The organism is Modestobacter sp. SYSU DS0511, from assembly GCF_054050755.1.
The window spans coordinates 1-18,369 of sequence record NZ_JBJGZY010000005.1 but is presented as its reverse complement, the minus strand read 5'-3'; the positions used below and the strand labels follow the sequence as shown (position 1 = coordinate 18,369).

The 18,369-nt window shown below is 77.1% G+C and carries 21 protein-coding genes; 14 read left to right on the top strand and 7 right to left on the bottom strand.

The window, feature by feature from the left end; all coding sequences use genetic code 11:
* Both ACI783_RS03925 and ACI783_RS03920 read left to right on the top strand, forming a co-directional pair.
* A complete protein-coding gene (locus ACI783_RS03925) occupies positions 1-354 on the top strand; it encodes a DivIVA domain-containing protein (protein WP_457083164.1) in 354 nt (117 codons plus the stop codon).
* On the top strand, positions 347-823 hold the full coding sequence (locus ACI783_RS03920; protein ID WP_457139218.1) for an SRPBCC family protein: 477 nt from the start codon (positions 347-349) through the stop codon (positions 821-823). The genes ACI783_RS03925 and ACI783_RS03920 overlap by 8 nt, the downstream gene beginning before the upstream one ends.
* Here ACI783_RS03920 and ACI783_RS03915 read toward each other — a convergent pair.
* Both ACI783_RS03915 and ACI783_RS03910 read right to left on the bottom strand, forming a co-directional pair.
* Positions 799-1,548, bottom strand: coding sequence for a cytochrome c oxidase assembly protein (locus ACI783_RS03915; protein ID WP_457139217.1), 750 nt, complete (start codon positions 1,546-1,548; stop codon positions 799-801). The genes ACI783_RS03920 and ACI783_RS03915 overlap by 25 nt on opposite strands.
* A complete protein-coding gene (locus ACI783_RS03910; RefSeq protein ID WP_457139216.1) occupies positions 1,545-2,000 on the bottom strand; it encodes a DUF2243 domain-containing protein in 456 nt (151 codons plus the stop codon). Before ACI783_RS03910 ends, ACI783_RS03915 begins: the two co-directional genes overlap by 4 nt.
* A 157-nt stretch (positions 2,001-2,157) precedes the next feature.
* On the opposite strand from ACI783_RS03910, the gene ACI783_RS03905 reads away from it, so the two are divergent.
* Complete coding sequence (locus ACI783_RS03905) at positions 2,158-2,868, top strand: ABC transporter ATP-binding protein (RefSeq protein WP_457139215.1); 711 nt, start codon at positions 2,158-2,160, stop codon at positions 2,866-2,868.
* Positions 2,865-4,181: a hypothetical protein gene (locus tag ACI783_RS03900; RefSeq protein WP_457139214.1), complete on the top strand. Its 1,317-nt coding sequence runs from the start codon at positions 2,865-2,867 to the stop codon at positions 4,179-4,181. The genes ACI783_RS03905 and ACI783_RS03900 overlap by 4 nt, the downstream gene beginning before the upstream one ends.
* A gap of 29 nt (positions 4,182-4,210) precedes the next feature.
* Here ACI783_RS03900 and ACI783_RS03895 read toward each other — a convergent pair whose 3' ends face one another.
* Genes ACI783_RS03895 through ACI783_RS03880 form a run of 4 tightly spaced genes read right to left on the bottom strand, consistent with a single transcriptional unit; the run spans position 4,211 to position 7,330 of the window.
* The gene (locus ACI783_RS03895; RefSeq protein WP_457139213.1) at positions 4,211-4,792 is read right to left on the bottom strand and encodes a hypothetical protein; all 582 of its coding nucleotides are present in this window, start codon (positions 4,790-4,792) and stop codon (positions 4,211-4,213) included.
* Complete coding sequence (locus ACI783_RS03890) at positions 4,789-6,027, bottom strand: molybdopterin-dependent oxidoreductase (protein WP_457139212.1); 1,239 nt, start codon at positions 6,025-6,027, stop codon at positions 4,789-4,791. Before ACI783_RS03890 ends, ACI783_RS03895 begins: the two co-directional genes overlap by 4 nt.
* The gene (locus tag ACI783_RS03885; RefSeq protein WP_457139211.1) at positions 6,024-6,680 is read right to left on the bottom strand and encodes a TIGR04282 family arsenosugar biosynthesis glycosyltransferase; all 657 of its coding nucleotides are present in this window, start codon (positions 6,678-6,680) and stop codon (positions 6,024-6,026) included. Before ACI783_RS03885 ends, ACI783_RS03890 begins: the two co-directional genes overlap by 4 nt.
* Positions 6,677-7,330 carry a glycosyltransferase family 2 protein gene (locus ACI783_RS03880; protein WP_457139210.1) on the bottom strand — a complete coding sequence of 218 codons (654 nt, stop codon included), beginning with the start codon at positions 7,328-7,330 and terminating at the stop codon, positions 6,677-6,679. The genes ACI783_RS03885 and ACI783_RS03880 overlap by 4 nt, the downstream gene beginning before the upstream one ends.
* Before the next feature lie 109 nt (positions 7,331-7,439).
* Between ACI783_RS03880 and ACI783_RS03875 the strand changes: the two genes are divergently transcribed.
* The 3 genes from ACI783_RS03875 (at position 7,440) to ACI783_RS03865 (ending at position 11,338) form a co-directional block, all read left to right on the top strand.
* Positions 7,440-8,801, top strand: coding sequence for a hypothetical protein (locus ACI783_RS03875; protein ID WP_457139209.1), 1,362 nt, complete (start codon positions 7,440-7,442; stop codon positions 8,799-8,801).
* An 82-nt stretch (positions 8,802-8,883) separates the two neighbouring features.
* Entirely contained in the window at positions 8,884-9,789 is a 906-nt protein-coding gene (locus ACI783_RS03870) for a DMT family transporter (RefSeq protein ID WP_457139208.1), read from the top strand.
* A gap of 16 nt (positions 9,790-9,805) precedes the next feature.
* Complete coding sequence (locus ACI783_RS03865) at positions 9,806-11,338, top strand: carboxylesterase/lipase family protein (RefSeq protein ID WP_457139207.1); 1,533 nt, start codon at positions 9,806-9,808, stop codon at positions 11,336-11,338.
* A gap of 62 nt (positions 11,339-11,400) precedes the next feature.
* On the opposite strand, the gene ACI783_RS03860 is transcribed toward ACI783_RS03865, so the two are convergent.
* Positions 11,401-12,459 carry an NAD-dependent epimerase/dehydratase family protein gene (locus tag ACI783_RS03860; RefSeq protein ID WP_457139206.1) on the bottom strand — a complete coding sequence of 353 codons (1,059 nt, stop codon included), beginning with the start codon at positions 12,457-12,459 and terminating at the stop codon, positions 11,401-11,403.
* Between the two features lie 26 nt (positions 12,460-12,485).
* Here ACI783_RS03860 and ACI783_RS03855 point away from each other — a divergent pair, with 26 nt between their 5' ends.
* The 7 genes from ACI783_RS03855 (at position 12,486) to ACI783_RS03825 (ending at position 18,258) form a co-directional block, all read left to right on the top strand.
* Complete coding sequence (locus ACI783_RS03855; protein ID WP_457139205.1) at positions 12,486-13,046, top strand: DNA-3-methyladenine glycosylase I; 561 nt, start codon at positions 12,486-12,488, stop codon at positions 13,044-13,046.
* A gap of 124 nt (positions 13,047-13,170) precedes the next feature.
* Positions 13,171-13,338 (top strand): DUF3117 domain-containing protein, encoded by a 168-nt coding sequence (locus ACI783_RS03850; RefSeq protein WP_457066014.1) that lies wholly within the window; start codon positions 13,171-13,173, stop codon positions 13,336-13,338.
* Positions 13,339-13,409: 71 nt separating this feature from the next.
* Positions 13,410-14,984 carry a leucyl aminopeptidase family protein gene (locus ACI783_RS03845; protein ID WP_457139204.1) on the top strand — a complete coding sequence of 525 codons (1,575 nt, stop codon included), beginning with the start codon at positions 13,410-13,412 and terminating at the stop codon, positions 14,982-14,984.
* Positions 14,985-15,151: 167 nt separating this feature from the next.
* Positions 15,152-15,328 carry an antitoxin gene (locus ACI783_RS03840; RefSeq protein WP_457139203.1) on the top strand — a complete coding sequence of 59 codons (177 nt, stop codon included), beginning with the start codon at positions 15,152-15,154 and terminating at the stop codon, positions 15,326-15,328.
* Positions 15,329-15,387: 59 nt separating this feature from the next.
* Entirely contained in the window at positions 15,388-16,887 is a 1,500-nt protein-coding gene (locus tag ACI783_RS03835) for a hypothetical protein (protein ID WP_457139202.1), read from the top strand.
* A 63-nt stretch (positions 16,888-16,950) separates the two neighbouring features.
* A complete protein-coding gene (locus ACI783_RS03830; RefSeq protein WP_457139201.1) occupies positions 16,951-17,652 on the top strand; it encodes a hypothetical protein in 702 nt (233 codons plus the stop codon).
* Positions 17,653-17,724: 72 nt separating this feature from the next.
* The gene (locus ACI783_RS03825) at positions 17,725-18,258 is read left to right on the top strand and encodes a SigE family RNA polymerase sigma factor (RefSeq protein ID WP_457139200.1); all 534 of its coding nucleotides are present in this window, start codon (positions 17,725-17,727) and stop codon (positions 18,256-18,258) included.
* Positions 18,259-18,369 lie beyond the last annotated feature (111 nt).

Here is an 18,369-nt window from a genome sequence, read left to right as displayed (position 1 = left end):
GTGTCCGCCGTCGTCTTCGTCCTCGGCCTGCTGGTCGTCGGCGGGCTGCTCTTCCTCGGCGGTTCGCTGCTGCTGGGCCGGGGGGAGACCCAGCCGCCGGCCGACCCGGCGCGCTCCCCGGTCGAGCTGCCCGACGACCGGCCGGTGGTCGCCGACGACGTGCGCGCGCTGCGGTTGTCGGTCACGGTGCGGGGATACCGGATGAGCGAGGTCGACTGGTTGCTGGAGCAGCTCGCGCAGGCGCTGGACGAACGCGACGCGGAGATCGTGGCGCTGCGGGCCGCCGCCGCGCCGGCCGAGCACCCCACGACCGAGCGGTCCACCACCGAGGACGAGGAGCGCACCGATGCCTGAGCTGGTCGAGCAGGTCGACGTCGACGCACCCCCGGAGCAGGTCTTCGCCGCGCTGGTCGACTGGGAGCGGCAGGGGGAGTGGATGGTGCTCACCGACGTCGAGCCCGACGCGGACTCCGGCGCGCAGGGCGTGGGCGGGCGGATCGCCGCGGTCACCGGCGTCCGGCTGCCGTTCGGGCTGCTCGGCGGCCGCCGTATCGGCGTGCTCGACACCATGCTGGTCACCCGCTGGGAGGTGCCGCGGCGGGTCGACGTCCGACACACCGGGAAGGTCGTGCGCGGCACCGGCACCTTCGAGGTGCTCCCGCGCGGCGAGAACGGGTCGACCTTCGTCTGGACCGAGGAGGTCGACCTGCCGCTGGGCGCGCTCGGCCGGGCCGGCTGGCCGCTGGCGCGCCCGGTGATCGCCGCCGCCTACCGGGTCTCGCTGCGCCGGTTCGCCGCCTACGCTCGCGCCCACGGGCGCTGACCGGCGGACGCCTCGGCCTCCCGGACCGCCGCCCGGCTGCGGTACCACTGCCGCCACAGCAGCGCGGCGACGACGACGTGCACCACGGTGCCGCCGTCGTAGAGCAGCCGCGCACCCGCCTCGGCGTGCGTCACGCCGGTCGGCGGGTGCGCGTACAGCCACTTCGCCAGCACGTCGTGGCCGGCCATCCCCGCGCCCAGCGCCACCGCCCGGGCGACGACGCCCCGCCGGTGCGGCGTGGGGTCGACGGCGAGGACGGCGGCGGTGGCCAGCCAGCCGGTCAGCAGCACGTGCACCGACACCAGCAGGTGGCCGCCGGGGGAGTGCGCGACCGCGCCGAGCAGTCCGCTGCCGTGCAGCACCCACAGCCCGCCCACGTTCAGCGCGACCGCGACGAACGGGTCGCCGAGCACCCGGGCCGGGGCCGAGCGCAGCAGCCGGCTCACCGTCCGCGCCCGGGCCACCGGCAGGGTGCGCAGCAGCAGCGTGACCGGAGCGGCCAGCACCAGCAGCACCGGCGCGACCATCCCGGTCAGCAGGTGGGCGGCGAGGTGCGCCCGCAGGTCCCCGTGCGCCTGCGCCAGCGGGCCGGTCAGCCCGGCCGCCGCCACGGCCAGCCCGGCCAGCCAGCTCGCCGTCCGCCGCGGTGACCAGCGCAGGTCGACCGCGGCGAGCAGGTAGCCGAACGCCAGCAGCGCCAGGACGGCGAGGACGACGCCGGTCACGAGTCTGCGGCAGCGCGCCGCCGTCCGAGCAGCAGCAGCCCGGCGGCCAGGAGGAGGAGGCCGGCGCCGATCCACACCACGTCGTAGGGGAGCAGGTCGACGCCGTAGCGGATCTGGTGCACCCGCAGCACCTTGTGGTCGACGACGCCGTCGAAGGTCTGGAACGCCCCGGCCCCGGTGAGCACCGCGCCCCACCAGGTACGCGGTGCGAAGGAGCGCCGCCGGCGGACGTCGGCCAGCAGCGCCAGCCCGGCGACGGTGGCCGACCAGGTGGCGGCGTGCAGCAGGCCGTCGGAGACCAGCGCCAGATCGCCGCCGGCGCGGTCGTAGAAGTGGTGCCAGTGCAGCAGCTGGTGGAAGACGATCTCGTCGACCGCACCCATCGCGCCGGCGCCGAACAGCAGGCCGGCCCACAGCAGCCGGCGGCGGTCGCGGGGCGCGGGCTCGGTCACGGTGCTCCCTCGGGGGGCGGCGGCGGTCGCCCCTCGCTGCCCGGCCGCCCCGACCGGGAAACGCCCGCCGGTCGTACGACCGCCGGTGGACCCGTTCCGGGCAGGATCCGTCCCCGGGCCGACGCGGGCGGAGGCCCGGCCGCCCGACGATCAGGTCATGACTGCTGTGCTCTCCGCCCGCGACGTGCGGATGACCTACGGCGCCGGCCCCACCGCCGCCCACGCGCTCGCCGGCGTCGACCTCGACGTCGGCCCGGGCTCGCTGGCGGTGATGGGCCCGTCCGGCTCGGGCAAGACCACGCTGCTGCACGTGCTGGCCGGCATCCTGCGGCCCTCCTCCGGGTCGGTGACCTGGCGCGGGCAGGACCTCGCCGGTCTCTCCGACGCCCGGCGCACCGCGCTGCGCCGCACCGACTTCGGTTTCGTCTTCCAGTCCGGCCAGCTGCTCCCCGAGCTGCCGGCGGTGGAGAACGCGGCGCTGCCGCTGATGCTCGCCGGGGCCGGCCGCCGGACGGCGACCGCCCGGGCCGCGGAGTGGCTGGGCCGGCTCGGGCTGGCCGGGCTGGAGCAGCGTCGGCCCGGGGAGCTCTCCGGCGGGCAGGGGCAGCGGGTCGCCATCGCCCGCGCGCTGGTCGGTGAGCCGGGTGTGGTCTTCGCCGACGAGCCCACCGGTGCCCTCGACGCCGCGACCGGCTCCGAGGTGCTGCGCCTGCTGGTGACGGCGACCTCGGCGGCCGGCGCTGCGCTCGTCGTCGTCACCCACGACGACCGGGTGGCCGCCGGCTGCGACCGGGTGGTGACGATGGCCGACGGCCGGCTCGTCGACGACCGGCGGGTCACGCCGGTCGCCGGCGGGGTGCCCCGGTGATCGCCGCGCTGCGACTGTGGGCGGGCCTGGCCCGCCGGCAGGGTGGGGACCGGCTGACCACCGGACTGGCGGTGATCGCGTTCACCGCGGTGACCTGGGCGCTGCTGACCACCCTCGGTGGGGTGCGGGCCTTCGTGGCACGCGCCGAGGTGCAGAGCGAGGGCATCGGCGAGATCTACGTGGTGCTGTCGCTGACCGCGGCCGCGCTGATCCTGGTGCCGCTGGTGACCCTGGGCGGGGCGGCGGCACGGCTGGCGGTGGCCCGGCGCGACGCCCGGATGGCCGCGCTGCGGCTGGCCGGGGCGACCACCGGGCAGGTGTCGGCGATGGCGGGAGCCGAGGCGCTCACCCAGGCGGTGGCCGGCGCGCTGCTCGGCGCGGTGCTCTACGGCGCGACGCTGCCGCTCGTGGCGCTGCTGCCCTTCCAGGGGCGCACGTTCGACGTCGCCGAGCTGTGGGTCGGCAGCTGGGCGGGGGTCGCGCTGCCCGCCGTCCCGCTGGTGGCGCTGGGCTCCGCGCTGGCCGCGCTGCGCCGGGTGGCGATCACCCCGCTCGGGGTGGCCCGCCGGCTGCCGCCGAAGGGGCTGTCCTGGACCCGGCTGCTTCCGCTGGTCGTGCTCGGCGGGGTGTTCGCGGCCACCGCCAACGGGATGCTCCAGGCCGAGCTCGTGGTGCTCCTCGCCGTGCTGCTGGGCAGCCTCGCCGGGGCGATGTGGGTGTTCACCCTGGTCGGGCCGTGGCTGGTGACGCTGGTCGGCCGGGTCGCCGTCCGCCGGGCGCAGAGCGTGCCCACGCTGCTCGCCGCGCGGCGGCTGCTCGACGACCCGAAGGCCGCCTGGCGCAGCGTCGGCGGGGTGGCGTTGATCGCCTTCGTCGCCGGCGCGCTCTGCGTCAGCCCGGCGATGGGGGCCACCGCGGAGGGCGAGGCGCACCTGGGCGCGGACATCGCGGTCGGCACGGCGGTGACCCTGCTGATCGCCGCGCTGCTCGCCGCGGTCTCCACCGGGGTGACCCAGGCCGGCCGGGCGCTGGACTCCGCCGCCGAGTACCGGGCGCTGCACCTCGCGGGCACCGAGGTGTCGGTGCTGCACGCCGCCCGGATGCGGGAGACCGGCCTGCCGCTGGCGGTGTGCGTGGGCGGGGCGTCGATCACCGCGCTGCTGATGATCAGCCCGTTCGCCGATCTGCTGGCCCAGGAGCCGGTCGGGCTGGTGCTGTTCGCCGGCTCCGTCGTCGTCGGGTGCGCGCTGGTGCTGGCCGGCACCGCGGCCAGCCGCCGGATGGTCGACCGCGCGGCCCGCTCGCTCGGCTGAGTGTGTTCGGCGCGGTGATCACCTCGCGCTCAGCGGTGCTTCCCCGTCGGGATGACCCCGCTCCGCGAGGGGTGATCATGGCGGCTCCGGCGGCTCCGGCGGCTCCGGCGGACCGCCACCACCGCCCACGCCGCGGCGACCAGCCAGACCGCGACCACCAGCAGCAGCAGGTTGCGCTCGAGGTCACGGGGCAGGAACGACGGGTTCGCCGGGCCGTCGGCGGGGGCGAGCAGGAACGGCAGCGTCACCAGCGTCAGCACCCCGCTGACCACCCCGGTGACGACGACCGGCGGCCGCGCCGGCGCGGGCAGGAACCGCGCGGCGAGCCAGCCCAGCCCGATCCACAGCGGGGCGATCACCAGGTCGTGCAGCAGGGCGCTGCCGATGAACCAGGTGGCCCAGGAACCCAGCGGGATCCGGGAGCCGGCGGTCGCCAGGTTCCAGCCGCCCCACAGCACCGCGGCCAGCCCCGGCCCGATGAACAGCCAGCGCCACCACGGTCGCAGCGCGGAGGTCGCCGGCCGGTCGGGGTCGCCGGCGTAGGGGTCGGCCGGCACCCGGTCAGCGGCCCGTGGGTCGTGCTCCCGGCTGCGCTCGCCCTCGATGCTCACGCCGGCCGCACCGCCGTGACCCACTTGGTCTGCATCACCCCGGGCCGGTTCGGCGCGATCAGCCGCACCGGGTACCCGTGGTCGAGGTCCAGCGGCTCGCCCTGCAGTTGCAGCGCCAGCAGCGTCAGCGGGCTGCGGGCGTGCGGCGGCGCCACCACCGACGTCCGGTAGAGCCCGCCGGGCTGCAGCGACTCGACGACGACCTCGGTGTCCCGGGGCAACCCGGCCTCGGCCAGCAGGTCGGCCAGCCGCACGCCGGTCCAGGTGCCGCCGGCGCTCCAGCCCTCCACGCAGGTGATCGGCAGGTCGACGGTGGTCTGCGGCATCGCCTGCAGGTCGGCGAGGGTGAGCTCCAGGCGGTCCGGGCCCGTGACGGTCAGCCGGTACGCCGGGTCGACGGCGGTCTCGGTCACCCCGGCCCGCTCGGCGGTCTGCCGCACGGGGAGGTCCTGGGGGCCGACGTCGGGGTGCCGCGGGGCGAGCACCGAGACGTCGGCCAGCGGGGAGAACGTCTGCCCGACCACGGTCAGCGTGACCGCCCCGGCCCCGGCACCGGCGGCGAGCACGAACGCGCGCCGGGAGACGGCCGCGTGCTCGGCGGACTCGTCGGTGGTGGTGAGCTCGACGGCCTGGTCCGGGGCGAGTCCGGCGACCGCGCCGGAGGAACCCCGGCGGGCCAGGCCGCGGCGGATCTCCGGCGCCTTGGCGCCCACGTGCACGGCGACGGCGCCGATGGCGACCCAGCCGGTCCAGTAGTGGGCGTCGGGGAAGAAGAACCCCCACGGGTACCACTGAGCGGTGTTGACCAGCCCGGTGAGCAGCTGGAACGTCGCGGCGCCGACCAGCACCAGGATGGACAGCCGGCTGATCGCCCGGGACGGTGACCCGGCGGGTGGCCACTCGAAGAGCTTCGGGTAGACCGTCCACAGCTTGACCAGCAGCAGCGGGATCGCGGTGAGCCCGACGGTGACGTGCACGCCCTGGGTGACCCCGTAGAGCCACACCGGCTGGGCCGGCCAGCCGAACCAGCCGGGCGGCTGCTGGATCCAGTGGCTGATCAGCCCGGTGCCGAAGCAGACCAGGAAGGCCGCGCCCAGCCACACGCCGACCCGGGCGGAGCGCCGCTCGGAGTGCAGCGGGCTGCCGAACGCGCCGCGCCGGAGCGGGCCGCGGCGCAGTCCGTCCGGCGGGGCGGGCAGCCGGGCGCCGAGGACCCGGTCCAGCGAGCCGGTCACGGCAGGCCTGCCGCCACCTCGTCGACCGCTCGGCGGGTGCGGCTGTCCGGCGGGCACAGCGCGGCCACCGCGAGCGCGTCCGGGAAGTGGTCGATGTCGGTGAGCTGCGGCAGGTCGAGCACGGTCAGCCCGGCGGACTCCAGCGCGGCTCGGGTGTGCACCGCGGTGTCCTCACGGGACATCGGCACGTCGGGCAGCACCTGCGCGCCGTCGGGGGAGTGCAGCCCGAGCGCCCACCAGCCGCCGTCCGGTGCGACGCCGAGCACAGCCGTCCCCGGCCCGGCGGCCATCAGCCGGTCGAGGGCGCTGGTCAGCAGCGCGGGAGTCACCTGCGGGGTGTCCATCCCGATCAGCAGGGTGGGCAGCGCGCCGTCCGGGCCGGCCATCGCGTCGGCGAAGGCGCGCGCCAGCCGGGTGCCCAGGTCGCCGTCGACCTGCGGGACGACGACGCAGCCGGACAGGTCCAGGTCGCGGGGCTCGCCGTCCAGGGCCACCACCCGGCGCCGCGCCGGGGTCGCCCGCACGACGTCGAGGGTGTCGCCGACCGCGGCCGAGGCGATCGCCGCCGCCTGCTCGGGTGTGCACGGCGGGGTGAGCCGGGTCTTGCTCCGGCCGGGCACCGGCGCCTTGGTGATCACCAGCAGCTGCGTCATCGCGCCAGCACCTCCCGCATGTCCCGGATCGTGCGCAACGTGCCGAGGGCCGTGCCGGTGACCTTGGACCTCGTGCCCTCGGCGCGCGGGGCGTAGTCGACGTCGACCTCGACGATCCGCCAGCCGGCGTCGGCCGCCTTCGTGACCATCTCCAGCGGGTAGCCGAACCGGCGGTCGGTGATCCCGAGGGCCAGCAGCGCCTCCCGGCGTCCGGCGCGCATCGGGCCGAGGTCGTGCAGCGCGAGCCCGGTGCGGCGGCGCAACATCACCGACAGCGCCAGGTTGGCCACCCGGGCGTGCAGCGGCCAGGCGCTGCGGTGCGTGGGCCGGCGGCGGCCGAGCACCAGGTCGGCGTCGCCGGCCAGCACCGGGTCGGCCATCTTCGGCAGGTCGGCGGGGTCCATCGAGGCGTCGGCGTCGCAGAAGCAGACGACCTCGTCGGTGGCCGCCTCCAGCCCGGCGTGCGCGGCGGCGCCGAACCCGCGCTGCGGCACGGGGACGACGGTGGCGCCGTGGTCGGCGGCGATCTGCGCCGACCCGTCGGTCGAGCCGTTGTCGGCGACGATCGCGCGGTAGCCGGCGGGCAGCCGGGGCAGCACCGCGGGCAGCGCACCGGCTTCGTTCAGGCAGGGGAAGACGACGTCCGGCACGGACGGACGGTAACCAGGTTCGGGGATCGTCGCCTGCTGTTCGGTCGTGGACCACCGATCGGGTGCCCCCGACCGGCCGGCCTGCCGCAGCGCCCCTAGGGTCGACCCGGTGCAGACGGTGCCGGCTCCGGTCGACTCCCCGGCCGGCGGTCCGCGCCGGTGGTGGGTGCTGCCGCTCGCCGTCGCCGGAACCGCGGTCTTCGTCGTCGCGATGGGCCTGATCGGCCGGCGGCTGACCGAGTCCGGCGTGCGCCTGCACCTGCTCGGCGGGTGGGTGCTGCGGGGCGCCTTCGGCGTCGTGCTCACCCCCGCGGTCCTGCTGCCGGTGGCGGTCGGGCTGGCCGGCGTGCTGTGGGGGCCGGCGCTCGCGGCCCGGGCGAGCTGGCGGCTGCTGCTGCCGGGCTCCGCGCTGGCCGCCGCCGGCTGGGCGGTCGCCCTCGCGCTGAGCTCCGGGGCGCACCGGCTGACCGAGCCGCTGGACTCGGTCTACGAGTACCCGCACGACGTGCCGCGGGTCGGCTCGATCGGGGATCTCCTCTCCGGCTTCGCCGCCTCGGTGCCGGCCGACGCCACCGATCCGTGGACCACCCACGTCGCCGGCCACCCACCGGGCGCGCTGCTGGCCTTCGTGCTGCTGGACCGGCTGGGGCTGGGCGGGCTGGGCTGGGCCGCCGCGATGTGCATCGCCGGTGGTGCGCTCGCCGTCCCCGCGGTGCTGGTCACGGTCCGGGCGGTGGCCGACGAGGCGAGCGCCCGGGTGGTCGCGCCGTTCCTGGTGCTCGCCCCGGCCGCGCTGTGGGTGGCCACCAGCGCCGACGCGCTCTTCGCCGGGGTGGCCGCCTGGGGCGTGGCGCTGCTGGCGACGGCGGCCGCCCGCGCGCCGGGCCTCGGCGCCGACCTGCGCGCCCTGGGCGGTGGGCTGCTCATGGGGCTCGCGCTCTTCCTCTCCTTCGGGCTGACCGCGCTCGGCCTGGTCGTGCTCGTGGTCGTGCTGGTGCACCGCGCCTGGCTGGGCTGGGCCGGGGTGGCCCGGGTCCTCGGCGTCGGGGCGGTGGGCGTGCTGCTGGTGGTCGCCGCGTTCGCCGTCGGCGGCTACTGGTGGGTGGAGGGCTTCACCGTCGCCGGCGACCGGGTGCGCTCCGGGCCGTCCTACGCCAACCGGCCGCTGGCCTTCTTCCTGTTCAGCAACCTGGCCGCCGCAACCCTCGCGGTCGGGCCGGCCGCGGTGGCCGGGCTGGCCTCGCTGCGCCGGCACCGGCTGGCGCTGGTGCCGCTGGCCGCGCTCGCCGGGATGCTGGTCTCCGACGCCACCGGGCTCGTGCGCGGCGAGACCGAGCGGATCTGGCTGCCCTTCTACGTCTGGCTGCTCGTCGCCACCGCGTTCCTGCCGACCCGGCAGCGCCGCTGGTGGCTGGCCGCCTCGGTGCTGCTCGCGCTGGTCATCGAGGTCGTCGTCCGCACCGAGTGGTGACCGGACCGAGTGGTGACCGCGCTGTCGACGCGCGTGGGGCGTGGGCCAGGATGACCGGCGTGCGGACGTCGGTGGTGGCTCGGTGAGCCGGCGGGGCTGGGCGCTGTTCGTCGCGATGTCGCTGATCTGGGGCGTGCCCTACCTGCTGATCAAGGTCGCCGTCGGCGAGTTCTCCCCGGTGCTGGTGGTCTTCGCCCGCTGCGTCATCGGCGCTGCGGTGCTGCTGCCGTGGACGATCGCCCGCGGTCAGCTGCGCCCGGCGCTGCGGCACTGGCGGGCGCTGCTGCTGTTCACCGTGCTGGAGATGACCGGCCCGTGGCTGCTGCTGTCCTGGGCCGAGCAGTCGCTGTCCAGCTCGCTGACCGGGCTGCTGGTGGCCGCCGTCCCGTTCGTCGCCGCGCTCACCGCCCGGATCGCCGGCGACGAGGACCGGCTCTCCCCGGTGCGCGTGCTGGGCATGCTCATCGGCGTCGTCGGCATCGCCGCGCTGCTCGGGCTGGACGTCGCCGGTGCCCAGCTGTCCGCGATCGGCGCCGTCGGGCTGGTGGTGATCGGCTACGCCACCGCGCCGATGGTGGTCACCCGCGCGCTGCCCGACGTGCCCGGCGTCGCCGCCGCGTCGATCGCGCTGGCGGTCACCGCGGTGGTCTACGCCCCGTTCGCGCTGCCCCGGCTCGGGCAGCTGCCCGGCGCGCCGGCGGACGCGCTGGCGTCGCTCGCCGCGCTCGGGCTGGTGTGCACCGCGCTCGCGATGGCGCTGTTCTTCGCGCTGATCCGCGAGGCCGGCCCCCAGCGGGCGCTGGTGATCACCTTCGTGAACCCGGCGGTCGCCGTCCTGCTGGGGGTGCTGCTGCTCGACGAGCCGTTCACCCTCGGCCTCGCCGTCGGGCTGCCGCTGGTGCTGATCGGCTGCGTGCTGGCCACCCGCCGCAGCCCCACCCGCCCGCACCCCTCCGAACTCACCGAGGTCGACGCCCCCGTCCCCTGACCCCCTGAGGAGAGCCATGACCGAACCGTCGACGTCGCCGGTGGTCCGCACCCGTGCAGGTGCGCTCCGCGGCCGCACCGAGAGCGGGACTGCGGTGTTCCGCGGCATCCCGTTCGCCGCGCCGCCGGTGGGCCCGCTGCGTTTCTCGGCGCCCCGGCCGGCCCCGGCGTGGGACGGCGTCCGGGAGGCCGACGTCTTCGGCCCTCCGCCGCCGCAGGCACCCATGGGGCCGCCGCCCCCGGAGCCGCCGTCCGCCGGGCCGGTGCGGCACGACCCGACCGACTGGCTGACCCTCAACGTCTGGACGCCGGACCCGGGCGCCACCGGCCTGCCGGTGCTGGTCTGGGTCTACGGCGGCGCCTACCGGATGGGCACCGCCGGCGTGCCCGAGTACGACGGCGCTGTGCTCGCCCGCAGCGGCGTCGTCGTGGTCACCGCCAACCACCGGGTCGGGGTCGAGGGCTGGGCGGAGTTCGACGGCGCTCCGGCGAACCGGGCGCTGCTCGACGTCGAGGCGACGCTGCGCTGGGTGCAGGAGGAGATCGCCGGCTTCGGCGGGGACCCGGCGCGGGTCACGGTGTTCGGGGAGTCCGCCGGCGCGGGGATCATCGCCGGCCTGCTGGTGATGCCGACGGCCGCCGGCCTGTTCTCCCAGGCGGTGCTGCAGAGCGTGCCGGGCACCTGGTTCACCCCGGAGCTGGCGCGCGACGTCAGCGCCGAGCTGGTCGCGCCGCTGGGTCTGCCCGCGTCGGCCGCCGCGCTCGCCGACGTCCCGCCGCAGCGGCTGGTGGACGCGCTGGGCGAGCTCGACCGGCGGCTGCCCGGGCTGGACCGCTGGGGTCTGGTGGCACACACCCCGACGCCGTTCTCCCCGGTCGTCGACGGGCAGGTGCTGCCCACCGACCCGTGGACCGGCCTCACGGCCGGTGCGGCCCGCGACGTGCCGCTGGTGGTCGGGCACAACCGCGACGAGTGGCGGCTGTTCCTCGTGCTGGCCGGTCAGGCCGGGGCGGTCACCGAGGAGATGGCGGCCACCGCGATGGCGGTCTTCGGGCCGGGGGCGACGCCGGAGACCCGGATGCGGGCGGCCTACCCGGAGGCCGGGGCCGAGGAGCTGTTCGTCCTGGCGCACTCCGACCGGATGTTCCGGGTGCCCAGCCTGGACGTCGCCCGGGCGCAGACCGCCGGCGGTGGCCGGGCGCACCTGTACGAGCTGACCTGGCCCGCGCCGGGCGGTGGCGGTGTGCTGGGCGCGTGCCACGCCCTGGACGTCCCGCTGGTGTTCGGCCGGCTCGACGTCGGGCTCGGCGCGCAGCTGCTGGGCAGCCCACCGCCGGCCGAGGCCGCCGAGGTCTCCGCGCAGCTGCAGGCGGCGTGGACCGCCTTCGCCCGGGACGGCGACCCCGGGTGGCCGGCGTTCGAGGAGAAGGCGGCGCTCACCCGGGTGTTCGACACCGGCGAGCGGGGCGGGGTGCGGCCCTACCCCGAGCAGGCCTCCCGCGACCTGTGGCGGAACGCGCCGATCGGGCTGCTCGACGTGCGCCGCTGACCCGCCCCCGTTCCGCCGAAATGGCCATTTTGGCGGAACGGAACGGAACGGAACGGGGCGGGTCAGGGGGCGGGGCGCAGGGGAGCGGTGGCGAACTCGCGCATGCCGTCGGCGAAGGCGACCCGCGCGCGGAAGTCGAGCTCGGCCGCGGCCCGCGCGGGGGAGGCCACCACGTGCCGGACGTCGCCGATCCGGTACTCCCCGGTGACCTGCGGTGCCGGGCCGCCGAACGCCTCGGCCAGCGCGGCGGCCATGTCACCGACGCTGTGCGGCACCCCGGAGGCGACGTTGTACGCCCGCAGCGCGGCGTCGGGCGCCTCGGCCTCCAGCGCGCGCAGGTTGGCCTGCGCGACGTCGGTGACGTGCACGAAGTCGCGCATCTGCCCACCGTCCTCGAACACCTGCGGGGCCCGGCTGCCCTCCAGCGCCGACCGGAAGATCGAGGCGACCCCGGCGTAGGGGGTGTCCCGCGGCATGTGCGGGCCGTAGACGTTGTGGTACCGCAGCGCGATCGCGCCGCCGCCGGTCGAGCGGGTCCACGCCGACGCGAGGTGCTCCTGGGCCAGCTTGGTCGCGGCGTAGGTGTTGCGCGGGTCGGCGGGGGTGTCCTCCCCGACCTCGCCCCAGGTCAGCTGCCGACCGCACACCGGGCAGGGCGGCTCGAACCGTCCGGCGTCCAGGTCGGCCCGCCGCCGTGGTGCGGCCGGTACGACGCCGTGCTCCGGGCACGCGTAGCGGCCCTCGCCGTAGACCACCATCGAGCTGGCCAGCACCAGCCGGCCGACGTCGGCGCGCGCCATCGCGGCCAGCAGCACCGCCGTCCCCAGGTCGTTGATCCCGGCGTACTCCGGCATGTCCTGCACGTCGACGCCGAGGCCGACCATCGCCGCCTGGTGGCAGACGGCGTCCACCCCGGCGAGTGCGCGGTCGACGGCCGCGGCGTCCCGGACGTCGCCGTGCAGCAGCTCCACGCCGTCCAGCCCGGGCACGCCGTCGGGGTAGCCGGGGTGGACCGCGGGGAGCAGGGCGTCGAGCACCCGCACCTCGTGGCCGGCTGCGCGGCAGGCGGCGACGACGTGCGAGCCGATGAAGCCCGCCCCTCCGGTGACCAGGATGCGCACGAGCGCAGACGCTAGCTTCGGTGCCCGTGGAGCGCTCCCGATGCGACTGGGCGACCAGCGCACCCGAGTACGTCCGGTACCACGACGAGGAGTGGGGGGTGCCCCTGCGCGGGGACGACGCCCTCTACGAGCGGCTGACCCTGGAGGCGTTCCAGTCGGGGTTGTCCTGGATCACCATCCTGCGCAAGCGGCCGGCCTTCCGGGCCGCGTTCGCCGGGTTCCGGATCGCGGCGGTCGCGGAGTTCACCGACGAGGACGTCGCGCGGTTGATGGCCGACGCCGGCATCGTCCGCAACCGCGCGAAGATCACCGCCGCGATCGCCAACGCCCGCGCGGCGCTGCAGGTGCCCGAGGGCCTCTCCGCGCTGCTGTGGTCGTTCGCGCCGGCCGGGCCGCGTCCCCGGCCGCAGACGCTGGCCGACGTGCCGGCCACCTCGGCGGAGTCGGTGGCGATGGCGAAGGAGCTGAAGCGACGGGGGTTCCGCTTCGTCGGGCCGACCACCGGCTACGCGCTGATGCAGGCCACCGGGATGGTCGACGACCACGTCGCGGGGTGTTTCCGGGCCGGTTCCGGGGCCTCGGTGTGACCCGTACCGGTGGGTCCGGGTTGGTCGATCGGCCCCCCATACGGGATCATGGGCGGAGGTTCTCTGCACAACTGGTGCCACACCGCGGCCGTCCGGCCACGGGTGGCGGGCGAAGGAGGCACGCATGGCGGCCATGAAGCCGCGCACGGGTGAGGGTCCCCTCGAGGTCACCAAGGAGGGCCGCGGCCTGGTCATGCGCGTTCCGCTGGAGGGGGGCGGCCGGCTGGTCGTCGAGCTGACCCCCGACGAGGCGAGCGCCCTCTCCGAGGCCCTGAAGGGCGCGATCAGCTGAACACCGCCGCGAGCCTGCCCCTGGGCAGCCCCGCGGGCGACGACGCGGCCCCGGCCGCCGGCAGCACGCCGGTGACCGGGGCCGCGTCGTCCCTGCCGGGGGCGCTGTCGTTCCCGCAGGTCACCGTGCTGCCCGCGCTGCCCGTGCTCGGGCCGGACGACGTGCTGGCGGTGCCGGTCGGCGCCCGGGGCGCGCTGCCGCCCTGGCTGAGCGGCCCGGACGCCGGTCCGCAGGTGCCGGTCGACCCGGAGTTCCTCGCCGGCGCACTGGCCGACACCGGCAACGGCGGCAAGCCCGGTGGGATCACCAACCTGCCGGTGCCGGGCCGGCGCCCGCGCAGCGTGGTCGCGGTGGGTGTCGGCGACGCCACCGTGCCCGACCTGCGCAGCTACGTGGCGGTCGCGGTCCGCCGCGCGCAGACCCTCGCCGAGCACGGCGCCCGCCGGCTGGTGCTGCCGCTGGACTCCGCCGCCGGCCCGGCCGGCGCCGAGGAGGTGCGCGCCGCCGTCGAGGCCGTCGTGCTGGCCGGGTACCGCTTCCGCACCTCGTCGACCCCGCACCCGCCCCGGCTCGCCGAGGTCGCCGTGGTGGCCGCCGACGCCGACGACCCGGCCGTGGCCGCCGGTGAGCTCGCCGGCTCGGTCGCCGCCGACGCCGTCGCCTGGGCCCGCGACCTGGTGAACACCCCCAGCGACACCAAGACCCCCGTCTGGCTCGCCGACCAGGTCCTCGCCCGGCTGGCCGGCCTCGCGCACGTCGAGGCCACGGTGCTCGGCCCCGACCAGCTGCGCGCCGGCGGCTTCGGTGGGGTGCTCGCCGTCGGCGGCGGCTCGGCCTCGCCGCCGCGGGTGGTCGTCGTCCGGTACACGCCGCCCGGGGCGGGGGAGGGGCACCCGGTCCTGGTCGGCAAGGGCATCACCTTCGACACCGGGGGCCTGTCGATCAAGACCACCGCCGGCATGCGCGAGATGAAGACCGACATGGCCGGCGCCGCGGCGGTGCTCGCGGCCGTCGACGCCGCCGCCCGGCTGGAGCTGCCGGTCGCGGTCACCGCCGTGGTCGCGCTCGCCGAGAACGCCGTCTCCGGCTCGGCCTACCGCCCCGCCGACGTCGTCCGGCACGTCGGCGGGCGCACCACCGAGGTGCGCAACACCGACGCCGAGGGCCGGCTGGTGCTCGCCGACGCACTCGCCTACGCGCACACGGAGCTCGGCGCCACCGCGCTGGTCGACGTCGCCACCTTGACCGGTGCGGTGAAGACCGCGCTCGGCGCCCGCACCGCGGGGCTCTACGCCACCGGCGACGGGCTGGCCGACGCGCTGCTCACCGCCGCCGGGCACGCCGGTGAGTCGTGCTGGCGGATGCCGCTGACCGAGGAGCACGTGGGTCACCTGCGCGCCCAGCTGGACTCCGACGTCGCCGACGCCAACAACGCGCCGGGCAACCCGGGGTCGACGACGGCGGCGCTGTTCCTGCAGCCGTTCACCGGCGGCCTGCCCTGGGCCCACCTGGACGTCGCCGGCCCGGCCCGCGCCGGCAGCGACGCCGCCGAGGTGGTCAAGGGGGGCACCGGGTTCGCCGTCCGCACCCTGCTGCGCTGGCTGGAGGCCGGTGCACCGGTGGCGGAGCAGGTCGTCCGGGACTGAACAGGTCGTCCGGGGGCCGAAGAGGTCGTCCGGGACCGAACAGATCGTCCGGGACCGAGCAGATCGTCCGGGACCCACGGGTGTTCCCGGGGCGCGCCGCGGGCATGGCAGTCCGTGACGTCGCGCCGCCCGGCGCGGCCGGACCCCAGGGGGACACCGTGGGCATGATGGACAAGGCCAAGAGCGCGCTGAACAGCGACAAGGGTGAGCAGGTCAGCGACAAGGGCCTGGACAAGGGCGAGCAGTTCGCCGACCAGAAGACCGGCGGCAAGCACGACGCGCAGATCGACAAGGGCCGCGACTTCGCCGACGAGCGGATCGGCCGCCCCGGCGACGGCAGCTGATCCACCGGGCCGGCGCCTCCACCGGGCGCCGGCCCCGGCCCTTCCGGCAGGATCGGTGGATGACCTCCTCGGACGAGCGGGACCAGCGCGGTCGGGACGAGCGGGACGAGCGCGGGGTGGTCTTCCCGGCCGGACCGGACGGGCGGCGCAGCACGGCCGCCGTCGGCCGGGCGGTGGTCGCCGACGCGCTGCGCCCCGTCGACCCGACCGGAGCGCGCGCCGCCGAGCACGAGACGAACTGGCGAGCCGGCTACCTGGCGCACGTCCGGCGCACGGTGGAGGCGGGCCTCGCCTCACCCGCGGCGGCGCGCAGCGTTGCCGCGGCCGGCCTGGACTCCCTGCACGCCCGGATGCGGGTCGCCGGCCCCGACGGCGAGGCCGAGCTGGACGCGCTGCGCACCGCGGATCCCCGCCGTTCGCCGGTCACCGTCGAGGTGCGCGGTGAGGCGCAGCCGGAGCGCGAGCTGACCCTGCCGTGGCGCGGGCAGCGGCTGCGCGGCGACGACGTCCGCCGCCGGCTGGACGCCTGGGTGTCGGGCGGGGTGGTCGAGCCCAGCTGCGCCGACGCGGTGCGCACCGTGCTCGACCACCCGGAGTGGCTGGCGCTGCACGGGCGCACGGTGGCCGTGCTGGGCGCCGGCGCCGAGATGGGCCCGCTCCCGGCCCTGCTGCGCTGGGGCGCCCGGGTGGCCGCCGTCGACCTGCCGCGGGTGGAGCTGTGGCACCGGGTGCTGGACACCGCCCGGCGCGGCGCGGGCACGCTGCTCCTGCCGGCCCGTCGGGACCACGCCGACCCGGCCGCCGAGGCCGGGGCCGACCTCGTCGCCGAGGTGCCCGAGGTCGCCGAGTGGCTGCTCGGCCTCCCCGGCAGCCTCGTGGTCGGCAACTACGTCTACGCCGACGGCGCCACCAACGTGCGGGTCTCCACCGCGGTCGACGCGCTCACCGTGCGCCTGCAGCACCGCCGTCCCGATCTCGCGCTGGCCTTCCTCGCCACCCCCACCGACGTCTTCGTGGTACCGCGCGACGCGGTGGCGGCCTCGGTCGCGGCGTACGCCGACCGGTCGCGGACGGCGAAGCTGCTGGGCCGGCCGCTGCGCACCCTGTCGGCGGGGCGGCTGCTGCAGCGCAACTACGTGCCCGGCGCCGACCCGGGGATCAACGACAGCCTGGTGCCCCAGCAGGGCCCCAACTACGCGCTGGCCAAGCGGGTGCAGCGCTGGCGGGCGACCGCCGCCCGCGCCGGCGGGGCCACCGTCTCGCTCAACGTCGCGCCCCCGACCCGCACCCGCTCGGTGGTGAAGAACCGGGCGCTGGCCGCCGCCTACGCCGGTGCGCACCGCTTCGGCGTCGAGGTGTTCGACCCCGCGACGTCGAACGTGCTGATGGCCGCACTGCTGGTGCACGACCTGCACACCGGTGGGGGCCCGGCGCACGCGCACCCGTGGCAGGACGAGGCGTACGCCGCCGCGCACGGCGGGCTGTGGCGCGGGCCGTACGCCCCGCGCAGCGCCCTCGGGCTGGCGGCCGTGCTCGGGGTCGCCGGCGCCCGCGGCTGAGCTGCCGGCGGTCGCCCGCGCGTGTTCCGCTCCGCGGTGGACCGCAACCCCTACGGTGCCGCCATGGAGCAGGCTCCCGCACCCATCGCGCCCACGCCTCGGCGGGCGCGGCTGGGCAGTCCGTGGACGGCGGTGCGGGTGGTGCTGGCGGTCGGCTGGGTGGCCGTCGCGCTCGTCGTCGTCCTCACCGGACAGCGGGCCGCGTCGCTGGACGACCTGCGCGGCGCCGTCGCGGACGGGCGGGTGGACGAGGTCGCGGTGACCGAGGGGCTGGAACCGGGGGCCACCGGCGCGGCCGTCCAGACCGCGGAGTGGCGCGCGGGTGGGGTCCGGCACAGCACCGAGGTCTGGGAGGTCAGCCCGGGGCAGCAGGCGCCGGACGGCACCCGCCCGGTCGTTCCCGGCGGTCTGGCCGACGAGCTGCGCACCGAGCACCCGGAGCTGCGCATCGTCCCGGCGGCCGAGCGGTGGTCCTGGTCGGAGGTGTTCGGCTGGCGGGTGTCCACCTGGGTGGGGCTGGTCCTGTTCCTCGGCGCGGTCGCGGTGGTGTTCCTGCTGGTCACCGGGCCACGGCCGGCGCGCGCCACCCGATGGGCCTGGTTCTGGCTGAGCTGGAACCCGGTGGGGCCGCTGGCGTTCCTGCTGCTGTCCGGGCCGTTCCCCGGGCTGCCGGCGCCCCGACCCGGGACCCGCCGGCTGACCGGCGGGTGGGCGTTCCTGCTCAGCCTCGTCCTCGGCTCCGCGCTCTTCTCCGCGGGCGGCTGACCGGTCTGCGGGGGCCGTGCAACCTCCCGGCCCCGGGCTCCGTCTCACGGGCATGAACCGAACGGACACCACGTGACACCGGACCGGGACGAGGCCTTCGCCGCCTTCGTGACCAGCTCCCGCGGCGATCTGCTCCGCACCGCCACGCTGCTCGCCGCCGGTGACCGGCACATGGCCGAGGACCTCGTGCAGGTGTGCCTCACCCGCCTCCACCTGGCCTGGTCTCGGCTGCGGGCCCCCGAGGCCCGGTACGCCCACGCCCGCCGGGTGCTGGTCAACGCCCTCATCGACGAGACCCGGCGGCCCTGGCGCCGCCGGGAGCAGCCCCGGGCGGAGCTCCCCGACACCGCTGCCCCCACCGGCAGCCCCGCCGACGACGAGCGGCTGGCCCGGCTGCGGCCGGCGCTGGAGCAGCTGCCCCCGCGGATGCGGGCCGCCGTCGTCTTCCGCCACCTGCACGAGCTGAGCGTCGCCGAGACCGCCGACGTCCTGAGCTGCTCGCAGGGCACCGTCAAGAGCCAGACCGCCCGCGGCCTGGACCAGCTCCGCCGGAGGCCGCGGAGCGCGGCGTCGGCTGACCCGCCCAGCCCGGATCAGGTCACCTGATCGTGGGGGGGGGGGGGGGGGGGGGGGGGGGGGGGGGGGCGGGGGGGGGGGGGGGGGGGGGGGTGGGCGGCGGCGCGGCGCGGGGGGGGGGGGGGGGGGGGGGGGGGGGGG

Bases quoted from the DNA above. Each gene is read 5' to 3' on its own strand.
- ACI783_RS03920 (WP_457139218.1), top strand. From the start codon at position 347: ATGCCTGAGCTGGTCGAGCAGGTCGACGTCGACGCACCCCCGGAGCAG.
- ACI783_RS03905 (WP_457139215.1), top strand. From the start codon at position 2,158: ATGACTGCTGTGCTCTCCGCCCGCGACGTGCGGATGACCTACGGCGCC.
- ACI783_RS03885 (WP_457139211.1), bottom strand. From the start codon at position 6,680: ATGACGCAGCTGCTGGTGATCACCAAGGCGCCGGTGCCCGGCCGGAGC.
- ACI783_RS03865 (WP_457139207.1), top strand. From the start codon at position 9,806: ATGACCGAACCGTCGACGTCGCCGGTGGTCCGCACCCGTGCAGGTGCG.
- ACI783_RS03850 (WP_457066014.1), top strand. From the start codon at position 13,171: ATGGCGGCCATGAAGCCGCGCACGGGTGAGGGTCCCCTCGAGGTCACC.
- ACI783_RS03840 (WP_457139203.1), top strand. From the start codon at position 15,152: ATGGACAAGGCCAAGAGCGCGCTGAACAGCGACAAGGGTGAGCAGGTC.
- ACI783_RS03835 (WP_457139202.1), top strand. From the start codon at position 15,388: ATGACCTCCTCGGACGAGCGGGACCAGCGCGGTCGGGACGAGCGGGAC.
- ACI783_RS03830 (WP_457139201.1), top strand. From the start codon at position 16,951: ATGGAGCAGGCTCCCGCACCCATCGCGCCCACGCCTCGGCGGGCGCGG.